Source organism: Ensifer sp. BR816, from assembly GCF_000378985.1.
GTDB lineage: Bacteria > Pseudomonadota > Alphaproteobacteria > Rhizobiales > Rhizobiaceae > Sinorhizobium.
In genome coordinates, this window is record NZ_KB905370.1 from 1,904,973 (window position 1) to 1,921,310 (window position 16,338).

The following is a 16,338-nucleotide window of genomic DNA, read 5'->3' on the forward strand; positions in this document are numbered from 1 at the left end:
GGGAAGAGACATGGCCTGGGACAGAAACCAGATGGCGGCGCGCGCCGCCCGCGAACTCGAAGACGGCACCTACGTCAATCTCGGCATCGGCATTCCGACACTGGTTGCCAACTATATCCCCGAAGGCGTCCATGTGACGCTGCAGTCGGAGAACGGTCTGCTGGGCATCGGCCCGTTCCCGACGGAGGATCAGATCGATGCCGATCTCATCAATGCCGGCAAGCAGACGGTGACGGCCCTGGCGCATTCGGCCTTTTTCGACTCGGCGCAGAGCTTCGCGATGATCCGAGGCGGCAAGATCGCCATGGCGATCCTCGGCGCCATGGAAGTGGCCGAGAACGGCGACCTCGCCAACTGGATGATCCCCGGCAAGCTCGTCAAGGGCATGGGCGGTGCGATGGATCTGGTTGCCGGCGTCAAGCGCGTGGTCGTCGTTATGGACCACACCAACAAGGCGGGCGAATCCAAGGTGCTGAAGGCATGCACCCTGCCGCTGACCGGACAAAGCGTCGTCGATCGGATCATCACCAATCTCGGTGTGCTCGACGTCGTCGATGGCGGACTGAAGCTGGTCGAGCTTGCCGACGGTGTCACCGACGGCGAGATCCGCAGCGCCACCGATGCAACCATCGTCAACTGAGCCTGCGGGCTTTTGCCGAGACGCTGGAGCCGGCCGTTGCCGGCTTCGCAAGGACCAAGAGAGGAGACCATCATGAGCACCCCATCGATCGTCATTGCCAGCGCCGCCCGTACCGCGGTCGGATCTTTCAACGGCGCGTTCGGCAACACGCCGGCGCACGAGCTCGGCGCTGCCGTCATCAAGGGCGTGCTCGAGAGGGCGGGCGTCGAAGCCAGCGAGGTCGACGAGGTGATCCTCGGCCAGGTGCTGCCGGCCGGCGAGGGCCAGAACCCGGCGCGTCAAGCGGCGATGAAGGCAGGGATCCCGCAGGGCAAGACCGCCTGGGGGATGAACCAGCTCTGCGGTTCGGGCCTTCGCGCCGTGGCGCTCGGCATGCAGCAGATTGCAACGGGTGATGCGGATATCATCGTCGCCGGCGGCATGGAGTCGATGTCGATGGCGCCGCACTGCTCGCATCTGCGCGGCGGGGTGAAGATGGGCGACTTCAAGATGATCGACACGATGATCAAGGACGGCCTGACGGACGCGTTTCACGGCTACCACATGGGCATAACCGCCGAGAACGTCGCCCGCCAGTGGCAGCTTTCCCGCGACGAGCAGGACGCGTTCGCGCTCGCCTCTCAGAACAAGGCTGAGGCGGCACAGGAGGCCGGCCGCTTCGCGGAAGAGATCATTCCCTTCATCGTCAAGACCCGCAAGGGCGACGTCACCGTCGACCAGGACGAATACATCCGCCACGGCGCAACGCTCGACCAGATGACGAAGCTGCGTCCGGCCTTCGACAAGGAAGGCACGGTCACCGCCGGCAACGCCTCCGGCCTCAATGACGGCGCTGCCGCCACGCTTTTGATGACCGAAGCACAGGCTTCCAAGCGCGGCATCCAGCCGCTTGCCCGCATCGTTTCATGGGCAACCGCCGGCGTCGATCCGCAGGTCATGGGCACCGGCCCGATCCCGGCTTCGCGCAAGGCGCTGGCAAAGGCCGGCTGGGCGATCGGCGATGTCGAACTCGTCGAAGCCAACGAGGCGTTCGCCGCCCAGGCCTGCGCGGTCAACAAGGACCTCGGCTGGGATCCTGGCATCGTCAACGTCAATGGCGGCGCGATCGCCATCGGCCACCCGATCGGCGCTTCCGGTGCCCGCGTGCTCAACACGCTGCTCTTCGAAATGAAGCGCCGCGGCGTTTCCAAGGGGCTTGCAACGCTCTGCATAGGCGGGGGCATGGGCGTCGCCATGTGCGTGGAAGCGCTTTGAGGAGGCAAGCTTATGGCCTCCACCGAATATCGTCTCTGCGACGTATCGCTCGACCGGTCGTTTGGTGGCCGGGATGCGAGAATTGAGCGAGAGCAAGCGCTCGCGGTCATCGACCTCTTGGAATCCAACACATTTATTCCCGTCGGCCACGACGGCGGACCCTATCGCCTCAGGATCGCAGCGGTTGACGGGCGCCTGGCATTGCATGTCGCCGATAATCAGGGCGACCATGTCGTCAGTCATCACCTGTCGCTGACGCCCTTCCGGCGATTGCTCAAAGACTACACCCGCATCTGCGAGAGCTACTACGACGCCGTCCGCCACCCCGGGCCTGAGCGCCTTGAGGCGATCGATATGGGCCGGCGTGGCGTCCATAACGAGGCTGCCGAACTGCTTCGAGCCCGGTTGTCAGCGAAAGTGAATATCGACAACCACACCGCCCGCCGGCTGTTCACGCTGATCTACGCCCTACTCATTCGCAATGCCGACCCTCGAGTTCTGCTGAGCTGAGACGAATGCGGCCCGAGACTTCCCGACCCAGGAGGAACCCCAAGTGAATGCAATACCCCAACGCGATGTACACCCCGGACAGACGAGTTCCGCCGGCTTTCTGGATAGCGTTGACCAGAACTTCCGCCATGCGATGACTTTCCTCGACCTGCCGGAAGGCTTGTCCGACCGCATTATGCAGTGCAACTCGACGTATACGGTGCGCTTCGGCGTCCGACTGCGCGGCCGCATGTTCAGCTTCATCGGCTGGCGATCGGTGCATAGCGAGCACTGTGAGCCGGTCAAAGGCGGCATCCGCTATGCGTCGAATGCCGATGCCGAAGAGGTCGAGGCGCTTGCCGCGTTGATGACGCTCAAATGCTCGCTCGTCGATGTGCCGTTCGGCGGCTCGAAGGGGGCGCTGAAGATCGATCCGCGCGAATGGACGCCGCAGGAGCTTGAGCGCATTACCCGCCGCTTCACCCAGGAACTCAACAAACGTGGACTGATCGGCCCCGGCGTCAATGTGCCGGCACCCGACATCGGCACAGGCGAGCGCGAAATGGCCTGGATGATGGACGAGTTTCGCCGCGCCAACCCGACCGACGTCATCAATGCGCGCGGCTGCGTCACCGGCAAGCCGTTGTCGAAGGGTGGCATTGCCGGCCGCACCGAAGCCACCGGCCGCGGCGTGCAGTTTGCCATCCAGAGCTATCTCCGCGATCCGCGCACTGCCGGCTTGAACGGCAAGCGCGACTTGAAGGGTGCTGCAGTTATCGTCCAGGGATTTGGCAATGTCGGCTACCACGCGGCAAAGTTCGTCTCCGAAGAAGACGGTGCCCGGGTGACGATCGTTGCTGAACGCGACGGCTATGTCACTAACGCCGATGGGATTGCGGTCGAGGCACTGAAGCAGCATCAGATCAAGACCGGCAGCATCCTGGGCTTCGAGGGCGCCACCTCGTTTCCCGGCGACATGAGCGGCATCGAGCAGCCTTGCGACGTGCTCATTCCGGCGGCGATGGAAAATGCCATCCATGCCGGCAATGCGGTGCGCATAAAGGCGCATCTCGTGGTCGAAGCCGCCAACGGCCCGGTGACCTTCGATGCCGACAAGGTGCTGCGCACCCGTGGCGTCACCATCCTTCCCGATCTCTACGTCAATGCCGGCGGCGTGGTCGTCAGTTATTTCGAGTGGGTGAAGAACCTGACGCATATCCCCTTTGGCCTGATGGAACGGCGCCGGCGCGAACGGCGCAACCAGACGATTGCCACGACGCTAGAGCGCATGACCGGCAAGGAATTCCCCGCCGATATACGCGACGAGTTCCTGGAAGGCGGCGCTGAAATCGATCTTGTTCGTTCCGGACTGGAAGACGTCATGCGCAGCACCTGGATACGCATCGCCGACCTGATCGAACAGCAACCGGAACTCAGTGATTACCGAACCGCCGCTTATGTCGCGTCGATCCGGCAGATTGCAGATGCCTATGAAGCGATCGGGATCTAAACGGAGAAAATCTCCGACGCTTTCCCCCGCCTCCTCCCGAGGCGCCTTGGCTGCCGTCGAACAGGTCCCGACGGCAGCCGCTTTCTCTGAGTATTCCAAAGGTTGGCTTTGGCAATGTCAAACCGCGACGAGGCTGTCGATCCTGAGGAAGAAAAATTGTGAGGAGGACAAATGGACCTACGTCATCTGCGATATGTGGTTGCAGCCGCCCGCAACGGAAGCTTCAGCGCTGCTGGCCACGAACTGAATGTGCGCCAGCCGATCATCAGCAAGCGCATCCGCGAGCTTGAGGACGAACTCGGCGTTTTCCTCTTCGACCGGGCGACATCGGGGGCACGGCTGACGCCCACTGGCGAAGAGTTCGTCGTCGGCGCCCGGCGCATCATCGACGCATTTCAGCGGCTCTCCGAGCGGGCGAGGGCAAGTGGCGCCGGCAACACCGGACGCCTTGTGATCGGCTTCTACAGATCAATGTCATCTGGTTGCTTCCGCATGGCCTTGAAGACGTTCCGGAGCAAGTTTCCAGGCGCGGACATCGAGCTGATGGAGGCCTCCTATATCGAGCTCAAGGCCGGCGTGATGTCGGGGACCATCGATCTCGCCATCGTCCTCGGCGAAACGGGCCGGACTGAGCTTCTGGACTCCATGCCGCTGTGGTCCGCGCAAATGATGGTGGCCCTGCCGGAAGACCACGCGTTGGCCGAAAAGGCGACGGTCTATTGGTCGGAGCTGAAGGGTGAGCGGTTTCTACTGCCTCACGATGATCCGGGTCCCGACATCCGCAACATCGTTCTTCGTCATCTTGCAGCACCTTCCGATCATCCGGAGATCATCACGCGGCAGCTGAGCCGCGAAAGCATTCTGGGCGAGGTTGCGAGCGGGCAGGGGATCAGCCTGCAGTGCGAGGGCGTACAGCTAACGCCTGGGCAGGGCGTCGTGCTCCGACCCGTGCATGATGGCAATGGCGGCATCCGGCTCGGCTACATCGCCTGCTGGCGGCCGGACAATTCCAATCCAGTTCTCAAGAACTTCTTCGAGACCTTCCGCTGCGTCGTTTGAGTCGCCAGTTGCCACGCGTCAGCCGGCGAACGCGCCTACGACAGCGCAAGTATTTTTACGAGTAGCTACGCCCGGCTACTACGCCCAGGATTCCCTTGTTGCTGCGCGCATATTTCTGCCTTTCTTGATTGTCCCCGTCGCGATCCGCCCCTTGGCCGATCGCCGGAAGCGGGGACACCATGCCGGGACAGCACCACCAGAACCAGGAAGCGATGTCGCGTGGCGCGCGCATGTTGCGCACAGCGCTCGGGCCCGCCATAGCACGCCATCTCGAAGACCCCGCGGTCGTCGAGGTCTTGCTCAATCCGGACGGCCGGCTGTGGGTCGACAGACTGAGGGAAGGGCTCACCGACACCGGCGAGAGGCTGCTTGCGGCCGATGGCGAGCGCATCGTCCGTCTCGTCGCTCACCATGTCGGCGCTGAAGTGCATCCCGGAAGCCCACGTGTATCGGCCGAGCTTCCGGAAACCGGTGAGCGCTTCGAAGGGCTGCTCCCGCCGGTGGTCGCTGCCGCCACTTTTGCCATTCGCAAGCCCGCCGTCGCCGTCTTCACGCTCGCCGACTATGTCGCCGCCGGCATCATGACAGAGGCGCAGGCCGATGTGCTGCGCCTCGCAGTCGAACGACGGAAGAACATTCTCGTCGCCGGCGGCACATCGACCGGCAAGACGACGCTCACTAATGCGCTGCTGGCCGAAGTCGCCAAGTCTTCCGATCGGGTGGTGCTGATCGAGGATACGCGCGAACTGCAATGCGCCTCCCCCAATCTCGTCGCGCTCCGCACCAAGGACGGCGTCGCCTCTCTATCCGATCTGGTCAAATCGTCCCTGCGCCTCAGACCCGACCGCATCCCTATCGGTGAGGTGCGTGGCGCCGAAGCGCTCGATCTTCTCAAGGCCTGGGGCACCGGCCATCCGGGCGGCATCGGCACCATTCACGCCAATACAGCGATCGGCGCACTCCGGCGCCTGGAGCAACTGGTGCAGGAAGCGGTGATCACGGTGCCGCGGGCGATGATCGCCGACACCATCGACCTGATCGCCGTGCTCTCCGGCCGCGGCGTTGCCCGCCGGCTTGCCGAGATCGCGCTTGTCGAAGGGCTCGATCCGGTGACCGGCGACTACCGCACCCTCAACGCTCACCTTGCTCCCGACCGCCAACCGCTCCCGAAAGGAGAAGACACATGACCTTGCCCGCAGTTTCCCTCGTCAATAGAGCCCGCCGCGGTCTCGTTTGGGCGACCACGCTGGCCTCTATCTCGCTGATGTCCGCGCTGCCCGCGCACGCTTCCGGTTCGTCCATGCCTTGGGAGGAACCGCTCGAAAAAATCCTCGAAAGCATCGAGGGACCGGTCGCCAAGATCGTCGCGGTGATCATCATCATCGCCACCGGCCTCGCGCTCGCTTTCGGCGATACGTCGGGCGGCTTCCGCCGATTGATCCAGATCGTCTTCGGTCTGTCGATCGCCTTTGCCGCGTCAAGCTTCTTCCTTTCCTTCTTCTCCTTCGGTGGCGGGGCGCTGGTCTGATGGCGGCCTTCGCAAACGAACATGACGAGATCCGCGGCTACTACGCGCCGGTCCGCCGGGCGCTGACCGAGCAGATCCTGCTCGGCGGTGCGCCTCGGGCGGTCGCCATCGTCAACGGCACGCTCGCCGGCGCCGTCGGCCTCGGGCTTCGCCTCTGGCTTGCCGGTCTGGCAATCTGGGCAATCGGCCATTTCGCGGCGGTCTGGGCGGCGCGGCGCGATGCGCAGTTCGTCGACGTCGGCCGCCGGCACCTGCGCTATCCCGCGCATCTTGGCGTGTGAGGTGCGGCTGATGTTGAACCTTGCAGAATACCGGAAGAAGAATGCCGGCCTCGCCGATTTCCTGCCCTGGGCGGCGCTCATCGCCCCCGGTGTCGTCCTCAACAAGGACGGCTCGTTTCAACGGACGGCGCGGTTTCGCGGACCCGACCTCGATAGTGCCACGCCCGCCGAACTGGTGGCGACGACCGCACGCCTCAACAACGCGCTTCGCCGTCTCGGCTCCGGTTGGGCCGTCTTCGTCGAGGCGCAGCGCAATCCGGCCAACGACTATCCCGAGAGCTTGTTTGCCGACACCGCCTCCGCCCTGGTCGATGTCGAACGGCGTGAACAGTTCGAAGAAAGCGGGCTTCTGTTCGAGAGCAGCTACTACCTCACCTTCGTCTGGCTGCCGCCGGCCGAAGAAGCCTCGCGCATGGAGGCCTGGCTCTATGAGGGCCGCGATCGCGCCGGTGTCGATCCGTGGGAGCTGTTGAAGGGTTTTGTCGACCGCACCGCACGGGTGCTGCACCTCTTCGAAGGCTTCGTGCCGGAAGCCGGCTGGCTCGACGACGAGGAAACGCTGACCTATCTGCATTCGACCGTTTCGGTCTCCCGCCACCGCGTGCGGGTCCCCGAAACGCCGATGTATCTCGATGCGCTGCTCGCCGACCAGCCGCTTGCAGGCGGGCTGGAGCCGCGGCTCGGCGACGTTCATCTGCGAACGATGACGGTGATCGGATTTCCGACCATCACCTTTCCCGGCATTCTCGATGATCTCAACCGGCTCGACTTCTCGTATCGCTGGTCGACACGCGCGATCATGCTCGACAAAACCGACGCAACGCGCCTGGTCACCAAGATCCGGCGGCAGTGGTTCGCCAAGCGCAAATCGATCGCGGCCATTCTGAAAGAGGTGCTCACCAACGAACAATCGGTGCTGGTCGATTCCGACGCGGCCAACAAGGCGAACGAGGCCGATGCGGCCCTGCAGGACCTTGGTTCCGACCAGATCAGCGAAGCCTATGTCACCGCCACCGTCACCGTCTGGGATGCCGATCCGCGCATCGCCGAGGAAAAGCTGCGGCTGGTCGAAAAGATCATCCAGGCCCACGACTTCACCTGCATTGCGGAAACCGTCAACGCGATCGAGGCCTGGCTCGGCGGCCTTCCCGGCCATGTCTACGCCAATGTCCGCCAGCCGCCGATCTCGACGCTCAACCTCGCCCACATGATCCCGCTCTCGGCGGTCTGGGCAGGTCCCGAGCGGGACGAGCATCTCGATGCGCCGCCGCTCTTCTATGCGAGGACCGAAGGCGCGACGCCCTTCCGCTTCTCGCTGCATGTCGGTGATGTCGGCCACACGATGGTGGTCGGTCCAACCGGCGCCGGCAAGTCGGTGCTGCTCGCACTGATGGCGCTGCAGTTTCGGCGCTATGAGCTGAGCCAAGTTTTCGCCTTCGACTTCGGCGGTTCGATCCGCGCGGCGACGCTCGCCATGGGCGGCGACTGGCAGGATCTCGGCGGTTCGATCTCCGATGCCACATCGTTTCTGAGCATGGTGGCGCTACAGCCGCTCGCCGGCATCCACGACACGCCGGAGCGGGCCTGGGTGGCCGACTGGCTGGTCGACATTCTCGTCAGCGAAGGTGTGCCGATCACGCCTGATGTCAAGGAGCATCTCTGGACGGCATTGACGTCGCTTGCCTCCGCACCAGTCGCGGAGCGCACGGTCACCGGCCTCACCGTGCTGCTGCAGTCGACGGCCCTCAAGCAGGCACTCCGGCCCTATTGCATCGGCGGACCCTATGGCCGCCTGCTCGATGCGGAGATGGAATGGCTTGGCAATGCTTCCGTCCAGGTCTTCGAAACCGAAGGGCTGATCGGCACGGGGGCGGCATCGGCCGTGCTCGCCTATCTCTTCCATCGCATCGAGGCGCGCTTCGACGGTCGCCCGTCGCTGCTCATCATCGACGAGGGCTGGCGGGCGCTCGACGATGGCGGCTTTGCCCAGAAGATCAAGGAATGGCTGAAGACGCTGCGCAAGAAGAATGTCAGCGTCGTCTTTTCCTCCCAGTCGCTTGCCGACATCGAAGCCTCGCCGATCGCGCCGGTGCTGGTCGAAAGCTGCCCGACACGCATCTTCCTCGCCAACGAGCGGGCCGTCGAACCGCAGATCACCAGCGTCTACCGCCAGTTCGGTCTCAACGACCGGCAGATCGAAATCGTCGCCCGCGCCACGCCGAAGCGCGACTATTACTGCCAGTCCCGGCGCGGCAACCGGCTCTTCGAGCTCGGGTTAGGCGACGTGGCGCTGGCGCTTTGCGCCGCCTCCGACAAGGCCGCGCATACGGCGATGAACGATCTGGTCGAAGACGGCGAACGGCCCCGTTTCCTCGAAGTCTGGCTTGCTGCGCGCGGTCTCTCCTGGGCCGCAGATCTCGTGCCGGTCCTCACCAATATTGCCGCCCCCGCTGAAACCGGTGGCGGCGACCAAATTCCAATCCCCCCATCCCCTGAAGAGGAAACCATTCGATGACCCGTTTCATTTTCCGCACCGGCCATGCCCGCCGTGCCTTCGCCATTGCGCTTGGCGCCACCATGCTGGTGCCGATCGTTGCCGTCACGGTTCTGCCAAGGCCGGCCCATGCGCTGATCGTCTTCGATCCGAAGAACTATACCGAGAACCTGTTGTCGGCCGCCCGCGCCCTGGAGCAGATCAACAACCAGATCACCTCGCTGCAGAACGAAGCGCAGATGCTGATCAACCAGGCGCGCAATCTCACCAGCCTGCCGACGTCGATGCTTTCTGAGATCGAGGGCAATTTCTCCGAAATGAAGAGCCTGCTCGATCAGGCCGAACAGCTTGCTTACAACGTCCAAAACATCGATCAGCAGTTCAGCACCACCTACGAGACGTTCGCCACCGGTAAGAACAACGACCAGCTCGTGACGGCGGCGCGCGAGCGCTGGCAGCAGTCGGTCTCGGCCTTCGAGGACTCGCTGAAGACGGGCGCCGTCGCCGTCAATGGTATCGAGAGCACCCAGGCCCAGACCTCTACACTGGTCACCGCCAGCCAGTCGGCCCTCGGCGTGCTGCAGGCCGCCCAGGCCGGCAACCAGCTGCTCGCGGTCCAGGCGAAGCAGATGTCCGATCTCACCGCCATGCTGGCCGCGCAGGGCAGGGCGGAAGCGCTCGAGAAGGCCAGAGAAGCTGCGGCCCAGGAGCAGGCGCGCGAACAGTTCGGCCGCTTCATGACCGGCTCCGCCTATAGCCCGTCCAGCGTCCAGATGTTCCATCAGTAGTGAGCTTTTGACCATGGACCTCAAGATCGCCGCCCGGGTGACCGCTGTCATCGCCATTGGAGCAGGACTGACCGCGACGCTCATGGCATTCAGCCAGCGACAGGGACCGGAAGAGACCCCCGTCTTCCGGTCGCTGGATCCGGGCGGCGAGCCCGAGATCGACGGGACGCGGCAGGAGCTGCTGCGCTGCCGTGATCTCGGACCCGAAGCGCTCAAGGACAAAGCCTGCCTCAAAGCCTGGATGGAAAGCCGCCGCCGCTTCCTCAAACCCTCAGACACCGTCCGGCCCACGGCGCCGGCATCAAGCGCCGGTGGGACGGTGAAGCCATGAACAATGTCGGGATTATCGATCGCTTCCTGGAGACCTTCACCTCCTATATCGATTCCGGCTTCGGCCTGCTCGGCAGCGAAGTCGCGTTCCTGTCCTCGACGCTGATCGCCATCGACATCGTGCTCGCCGGTCTCTTCTGGGCCTGGGGCGCCGACGAGGACGTCATCCAGCGGCTCGTTCGCAAGACCCTCTATATCGGCTTCTTCGCCTTCATCGTCGGCAACTTCAACAATCTCGCCCGCATCGTGTTCGAGAGCTTCTCCGGCCTCGGCCTGAAGGCGGCCGGCGCCTCGCTCTCCAGCACCGAGCTGCTGCAGCCCGGCCGTGTCGCCCAGGTCGGGATCGATGCCGGCAATCCCATCCTGCAGGCAGCCGGCGACCTGATGGGCTATGTCAGCTTCTTCGAGAATTTCGTGCAGATCTTCGTGCTCCTGACCGCCTGGGTCATCGTGCTCGTCGCCTTCTTCATTCTCGCGGTGCAGATCTTCGTCACGCTGATCGAGTTCAAGCTCACCACGCTTGCCGGCTTCGTGCTGATCCCCTTTGCCTTCTTCAACAAGACCGCCTTCCTCGCCGAAAAGGTGCTCGGCAACATCGTCGCCTCCGGCGTCAAGATTCTCGTTCTTGCCATGATCGTCGGCATCGGCTCGCGTCTCTTCAGTGAATTCACCGCCGGCTTTTCTGACCAGCCGACGATCTCCGAGGCCTTGTCGCTGGTGCTCGGCGCATTGGCGCTGATGGGCTTGTCAATCTTCGGACCGGGGATTGCCACCGGCCTCGTCTCCGGCGCGCCGCAGCTTGGCGCGGGGGCAGCGGTCGGAACCGGTCTCGCGGCCGCGGGTCTCGGTGCCGCCGGCTATGTCGGCGCCCGTGCCGGTATCGGTGCTGCGGCCGGCGCCGTCGGTGGCGCGATGCGGGGAGGAGCCGCCGTTGCCGGCGGCGCCAGCACCGCCTACAGCCTCGCCAGCGCCTCTTCCGATGCGGGCGGCGCCGGACGCGCCGCGGCCGGTTTCGCTGGTATGGCCAAGGCCGGCGCCGGCTTCGTGATGAGCAAGGCGAAGGAAGCCGCCGGCCGGTCCGGAGACACTTTGCGGTCGAGCTATGGGGCAGGGCAGTCGGCTGCCTGGAAAGCCACGGGCGGCGGCAACGACGTTGGCGCGGGCGCTACCGGTGTTGCCGGCGATAGCGCAGGCGGAGCCTCGCAAACTTCCTCGCCGCCGGCTTGGGCCGAGCGCATGCAGCGCAAACAGGCCTTCCACCATGGCGTCAGCACCGCCGCCCATTCCGTCCGCTCCGGCGATCACGGCGGCGGCTCCATGTCCGTTTCCCTCAATCAGGATGATCACCGATGAATCCGTTCAAACGCGCCTCCGTGCGCTATGCCCGAGCGCCAGAGCCCGAAACACCCTACAGACGCGCCGCGCAGGCCTGGGACGAGCGCATCGGCTCCGCCCGCGTCCAGGCGCGAAACTGGCGGCTGATGGCCTTCGGCTCGTTACTGCTCGCCGGCGGCTTTGCCGCCGCGCTCATCTGGCAATCGACACGCGGGACCGTCGTCCCGTGGGTGGTGCAGATCGACAGGATCGGCGAAGCGCAGGCGGTGGCGCCGGCCGTCGCCGACTACCGGCCGACCGATCCGCAGATCGCCTGGCACCTGGCCCGCTTCATCGAAAACGTCCGCTCGATCCCGGCTGATGCGGTGATCGTCCGGCAGAACTGGCTCAGCGCCTACGAGTTCACCACCGATCGCGGTGCCGTCGCGCTCAACGACTACGCCCGCGCCAACGACCCCTTCTCCAAGGTCGGCAAGGCGCAGGTCGCCGTCGATGTCTCCTCCGTCATCCGCGCCTCGCCCGAGAGTTTTCGTGTCGCCTGGGCCGAGCGCCGCTACGAAAACGGGCAACTGTCCACCACCGAGCGCTGGACCGCCATCCTCACTGTCGTGATCGAACAGCCGCGCACGGCCGACAAGCTGCGCGCCAATCCGCTCGGTGTCTACGTCAATGCTATCAACTGGTCGAAGGAGCTTTCGCAATGAAGGGGGCAACAGGAACATCCATGAACAGGATCCGGTCGGGAAGAGCCGCCGTGCTCGCGGCAGCATTGCTCGCGGCAACCGCGCTTGCCGGCTGCGCAAAAAAATACATCCCGCCCGAGATCGACTATGACGATGCCGCACCGGCCGTGAAGTTCGCCGACCCGGTCGGGCCGGTGAAGGTGGTCGAGGTGGCAAAGCCGCTGCCGTTGCCCGGGCAACTGAAACCGGTAGAAGAAGGCAAGAAGAAACCGGAACCCTCAGATCCGAAAGCACGGATCGCCGCGGCCAACGAGGCGGCGCGCATGCAGCCGGTGAGGGACGGCTTCATCAACGCCGTGCAGGTCTATCCCTTCGCCATCGGCGCGCTCTATCAGGTCTATGCCGCACCCGGCCAGGTCACCGACATCGCGCTGCAGCCGGGCGAGCAGTTGGTCGGCGCAGGTCCTGTCGCGGCCGGAGACACGGTGCGCTGGATCATCGGCGATACCGAAAGCGGCACCGGTGCGGGAAAGCAGGTGCATATCCTGGTCAAGCCGACGCGATCGGAGCTGCAGACCAATCTAGTGATCAACACCAATCTGCGTACCTATCATCTGGAACTGCGCTCGACGGAAAAGACCTATATGGCCTCTGTCTCCTGGCAATATCCGGCCGATCAGCTGATCGCGCTTCGCCGCCAGAACACCCGCGCCGTCGAAACACAGGCCGTGGCGGCGGGCATCGATATCTCGAAGCTCAACTTCCGCTACCGCATCGAAGGCGATGGCGCCCCCTGGCGGCCGCTGCGCGCCTTCGATGACGGGTCGAAGGTCTACATCGAATTCCCCAGCGGCATCGCTCAGGGCGAAATGCCGCCGCTCTTCGTCGTCGGCCCGTCCGGCAATTCCGAGCTCGTGAACTACCGCGCCCGGCAGAACTACTATGTCGTCGATCGGCTGTTTGCGGCGGCTGAACTCCGGCTCGGCGACAAGGACAGCCAGCGCCGCGTGCGCATCGTGCGCGCCGACGGCCGCCGGATTGCCAATCGCACGACGCTGTTCTCCGCGGAGAGAAGCCGATGACAGGTCCGTCCGATCTTAAAGCGGAGTTCCGGCTCAGGCCGGAACCGGCGCGCGTCACGCGCCTGTCGCGTAAGGTGCTGATTGGTCTCGGCGCCATATCGAGTCTCGCCATCGCTGCAGCCCTGTTTTTCGCGCTCGACACCGGCCCGCGTGGCAATCAGATGCCGGATGAACTTTACAACACCGAAAACCGTACGCCGGCAGACGGGCTCGCCAATCTGCCGAAAGACTATACCGGCATCCCGAAACTCGGGCCGGCGCTTCCCGGCGATCTCGGCCGCCCGATCCTCAAGGCGCAAGAGGAGGGCAAGCCGGTTATCGTTCCGACCATCCAGACGCCGCGCGCCGATCCGGAGGAGCAGCGGCGCTTGGCCGAACTCGAAGCCGCGCGTGTCGCCAAGCTCTTTACCGACAGCCGCGGCGAGCGCACCGACAACAATCAGGCGCTCGATATGCGCAAGAGCACGACCGACCCCAATGCTTTGCTGACGCAGCCTGATGCCACGCCGCCGCTCGACGCGGGTTCGGCCCAGAACATGCAGGACCGCAAGCTCGCCTTCGTCAATGCCGAAGCCGACCGGCAAACCATCAGTCCGGATCGTGTTCAGGAAAAGGCCTCGCCCTATGTCCTGCAGGCCGGGTCTGTGATCGCCGCCGCGCTCATCACCGGCATCAAGTCCGATCTGCCAGGCTCGATCACCGCCCAGGTCACGGAAAACGTCTATGACAGCCCCACCGGCGCGCACCTGCTCATTCCGCAGGGTGCCCGTCTCATCGGCCAGTATGACAGTCAGGTCGCCTTCGGGCAGTCGCGCGTGCTGCTTGTCTGGAACCGCGTGGTCATGCCGGACGGCACCTCCATTGTGCTCGAACGCCTTCAGGGCACCGATCCCCAAGGCTTCTCCGGCCTCGAGGACGAGGTCGACTATCACTGGGGACAGCTGTTCAAGGCGGCTGCACTCTCGACGCTGCTTGGGGTCGGCACCCAGATCGGCAGCGACAACGAGGAAAGCGAGATCGCCGAGGCGATACGCGAAAGCGCTCAGGGCACGGCGTCGAATGTCGGCCAGCAGATCGTCAGCCGGCAGCTCAACATCCAGCCGACTCTCACCATTCGACGTGGGTTCCCCGTTCGCGTCATCGTCAACCGAGACCTCGTCATGCAGGCCTATGGTGCCACGAAGGAGCCGACATGACCAAGCTCAAGCTTTCCGCCATTCCGGACGACAAGCCAGTGAAGGTCACCGTCGAGCTGCCGGCGGCAGTGTTTCGCGACTTGCAGGCCTATGCGGCAATTCTTGCGCGCGACAGTGGTGAGCCATCACCACCCGATCCAGCGAAGCTGATCGTGCCGATGCTGGTTAGGTTCATGGAGACGGATAGGGGATTTGCGAAGGCGAGGCGAGCGTCTCTACCGGATGAGCGTCGCCGGACATGAAGGACTGCAGTATGGGCCTTTGGCGCCGACATGCACACCGCTTACTGATCCTTGCGTGCCGCCCATTGAGTGTGTTCGCGCGAAAACGCATTCTCGGAATCGCCCACGAAAATCGAGAATTTTTCGTTGGTATCAGGCAAGTGCGCCCTTTCCCTAATCAAGCTGATTTCATGAGCGGCGAGCGTGTATGAGGCAGCCAATTCCGAGAAGCGGCGTGCCTGCATCCAACCAAGCAAACTCGCCGCAGTCGCGACAATGACGTCAGTGGGCCAGAAGGGGCTGGTCAGATAATTGAACCGCAAGACGCCGAAAAGCACCGCCAACGAGTTGGTTGCTATCAAAAGCAAGAAAAGCTGGCTTGCTCGGTTTCTGTTGAATGCGGCCTTTTTCGTATACCAGGAGAGTTGATCCTCAATTCGCAATTTTGCGTAAGTCGAGCGTCTTGCGCTCAAGGGCGTGGACCGCATCTGCCGCATCCCGTCGGTGATCTGCACATCATTAAGATGATCGGTGAGGCGACTGCTCGCGTCCTTATTCTGTTCAAAAATCGACTTCAGCGCATTACGGAACTCCGCGTCCGCGAGAGCATCGGATTCGTGGAAGGGTTCCGCCTTCGAGACATAGCGCCACGTTATGGTTTTGACCGATTCTGCGAGCGCGCGCCCCCCGTACCAATATCTGTCGGGCCGGGCCGCTGATAAATAGATCGAGCAGGCCAAAGCGATCAGCAGGATCATGAGCTGCGCTAATGCCAGCGAAAAGGTTGACGTTCCCACGACCGACAACACGGCGGCTGCAACAAGGGCGATCAAATGAACGCCTAAGGTGGCGAGAAAAATCTTCTGCGATCGCTTCGATAAGTTATCCGATGAACGAAACAGGGCGGGAAAATCTTGGTCTGTCACAGAAGTTATCTACCTACAGATGCGACGCTAGCTCTGAACCGCACAGGTTCGTATCATTTTAACTCGTCGGACAATTTGCCCCACGGAACGGCCTTGATATTGTAGTCCGAGATCCATTTTGGTGGCTGGGCGGGTAGCTTGCCCTTGGGATACACCGCAACAACTTTCTTGTTCAATTCAATACTCTTTTGCACTTCCCAATGAACCCACTGGCTGAGTGCAGTGCTCTCCGAGAGATAAACCACCGTGATTGAAGAGCGGGCGATGCGTTCTGCGATCTTCTGCTTGATGTAAGACGCCCGATCGCTGTCGTACGGCTCGCGCACTGAGTGATCGTTGAATTCGATATCGCTGTTTTCATTCTTCGCGTGCGCGCGGAGCAGGTTTACCTCGTTCATATCCTCGGTGGCAAAGCTGATAAAAACGTTCCGTTTGCCGCCCTGCAGGGCGGCTTTAGCTTTCTCCTCCAGGGATCGGATATCGCCGAGTCTGCTCCAGCTACCGCTGCTGCCTCCACCCATA

At 63.4% G+C, this 16,338-nt stretch carries 18 protein-coding genes; 16 read left to right on the forward strand and 2 right to left on the reverse strand.

Going from position 1 to position 16,338, the window contains the following annotated elements; translation table 11 throughout:
- Positions 1-10: 10 nt before the first annotated feature.
- From RHIBR816_RS0109100 to RHIBR816_RS0109175, 16 genes are all read left to right on the forward strand, one after another.
- Positions 11-640 (forward strand): 3-oxoacid CoA-transferase subunit B, encoded by a 630-nt coding sequence (locus RHIBR816_RS0109100; protein ID WP_018236214.1) that lies wholly within the window; start codon positions 11-13, stop codon positions 638-640.
- A gap of 72 nt (positions 641-712) precedes the next feature.
- On the forward strand, positions 713-1,894 hold the full coding sequence (locus RHIBR816_RS0109105; protein ID WP_018236215.1) for an acetyl-CoA C-acetyltransferase: 1,182 nt from the start codon (positions 713-715) through the stop codon (positions 1,892-1,894).
- Positions 1,895-1,906: 12 nt separating this feature from the next.
- Positions 1,907-2,404 carry a UPF0262 family protein gene (locus RHIBR816_RS0109110; RefSeq protein ID WP_018236216.1) on the forward strand — a complete coding sequence of 166 codons (498 nt, stop codon included), beginning with the start codon at positions 1,907-1,909 and terminating at the stop codon, positions 2,402-2,404.
- 43 nt (positions 2,405-2,447) lie between these two features.
- A complete protein-coding gene (locus tag RHIBR816_RS0109115; protein ID WP_034815133.1) occupies positions 2,448-3,893 on the forward strand; it encodes a Glu/Leu/Phe/Val dehydrogenase in 1,446 nt (481 codons plus the stop codon).
- Positions 3,894-4,064: 171 nt separating this feature from the next.
- A complete protein-coding gene (locus RHIBR816_RS0109120; protein WP_018236218.1) occupies positions 4,065-4,952 on the forward strand; it encodes a LysR substrate-binding domain-containing protein in 888 nt (295 codons plus the stop codon).
- A gap of 179 nt (positions 4,953-5,131) precedes the next feature.
- Positions 5,132-6,139: a P-type conjugative transfer ATPase TrbB gene (gene trbB, locus RHIBR816_RS0109125; RefSeq protein ID WP_018236219.1), complete on the forward strand. Its 1,008-nt coding sequence runs from the start codon at positions 5,132-5,134 to the stop codon at positions 6,137-6,139.
- A 77-nt stretch (positions 6,140-6,216) separates the two neighbouring features.
- On the forward strand, positions 6,217-6,480 hold the full coding sequence (locus RHIBR816_RS0109130; protein ID WP_245262702.1) for a TrbC/VirB2 family protein: 264 nt from the start codon (positions 6,217-6,219) through the stop codon (positions 6,478-6,480).
- The gene (locus RHIBR816_RS0109135) at positions 6,480-6,761 is read left to right on the forward strand and encodes a VirB3 family type IV secretion system protein (RefSeq protein ID WP_018236221.1); all 282 of its coding nucleotides are present in this window, start codon (positions 6,480-6,482) and stop codon (positions 6,759-6,761) included. The genes RHIBR816_RS0109130 and RHIBR816_RS0109135 overlap by 1 nt, the downstream gene beginning before the upstream one ends.
- Before the next feature lie 10 nt (positions 6,762-6,771).
- On the forward strand, positions 6,772-9,276 hold the full coding sequence (trbE, locus tag RHIBR816_RS0109140; RefSeq protein WP_018236222.1) for a conjugal transfer protein TrbE: 2,505 nt from the start codon (positions 6,772-6,774) through the stop codon (positions 9,274-9,276).
- Complete coding sequence (gene trbJ / locus RHIBR816_RS0109145; RefSeq protein ID WP_018236223.1) at positions 9,273-10,043, forward strand: P-type conjugative transfer protein TrbJ; 771 nt, start codon at positions 9,273-9,275, stop codon at positions 10,041-10,043. The genes trbE and trbJ overlap by 4 nt, the downstream gene beginning before the upstream one ends.
- A gap of 13 nt (positions 10,044-10,056) precedes the next feature.
- On the forward strand, positions 10,057-10,374 hold the full coding sequence (trbK-alt, locus tag RHIBR816_RS0109150) for a putative entry exclusion protein TrbK-alt (protein WP_018236224.1): 318 nt from the start codon (positions 10,057-10,059) through the stop codon (positions 10,372-10,374).
- Positions 10,371-11,726, forward strand: coding sequence for a P-type conjugative transfer protein TrbL (gene trbL, locus RHIBR816_RS0109155; protein WP_018236225.1), 1,356 nt, complete (start codon positions 10,371-10,373; stop codon positions 11,724-11,726). Before trbK-alt ends, trbL begins: the two co-directional genes overlap by 4 nt.
- Positions 11,723-12,412: a conjugal transfer protein TrbF gene (gene trbF, locus RHIBR816_RS0109160; RefSeq protein ID WP_018236226.1), complete on the forward strand. Its 690-nt coding sequence runs from the start codon at positions 11,723-11,725 to the stop codon at positions 12,410-12,412. Before trbL ends, trbF begins: the two co-directional genes overlap by 4 nt.
- Positions 12,413-12,432: 20 nt before the next feature.
- Complete coding sequence (gene trbG, locus RHIBR816_RS0109165; protein ID WP_018236227.1) at positions 12,433-13,473, forward strand: P-type conjugative transfer protein TrbG; 1,041 nt, start codon at positions 12,433-12,435, stop codon at positions 13,471-13,473.
- Positions 13,470-14,669 carry a TrbI/VirB10 family protein gene (locus RHIBR816_RS0109170; RefSeq protein WP_018236228.1) on the forward strand — a complete coding sequence of 400 codons (1,200 nt, stop codon included), beginning with the start codon at positions 13,470-13,472 and terminating at the stop codon, positions 14,667-14,669. The genes trbG and RHIBR816_RS0109170 overlap by 4 nt, the downstream gene beginning before the upstream one ends.
- Entirely contained in the window at positions 14,666-14,911 is a 246-nt protein-coding gene (locus tag RHIBR816_RS0109175; protein WP_018236229.1) for a DUF2274 domain-containing protein, read from the forward strand. The genes RHIBR816_RS0109170 and RHIBR816_RS0109175 overlap by 4 nt, the downstream gene beginning before the upstream one ends.
- Positions 14,912-14,952: 41 nt before the next feature.
- Here RHIBR816_RS0109175 and RHIBR816_RS0109180 read toward each other — a convergent pair whose 3' ends face one another.
- Positions 14,953-15,816, reverse strand: coding sequence for a DUF4231 domain-containing protein (locus RHIBR816_RS0109180; protein WP_026186799.1), 864 nt, complete (start codon positions 15,814-15,816; stop codon positions 14,953-14,955).
- Between the two features lie 53 nt (positions 15,817-15,869).
- Positions 15,870-16,337 (reverse strand): TIR domain-containing protein, encoded by a 468-nt coding sequence (locus tag RHIBR816_RS0109185; protein WP_018236231.1) that lies wholly within the window; start codon positions 16,335-16,337, stop codon positions 15,870-15,872.
- Position 16,338: the final 1 nt, after the last annotated feature.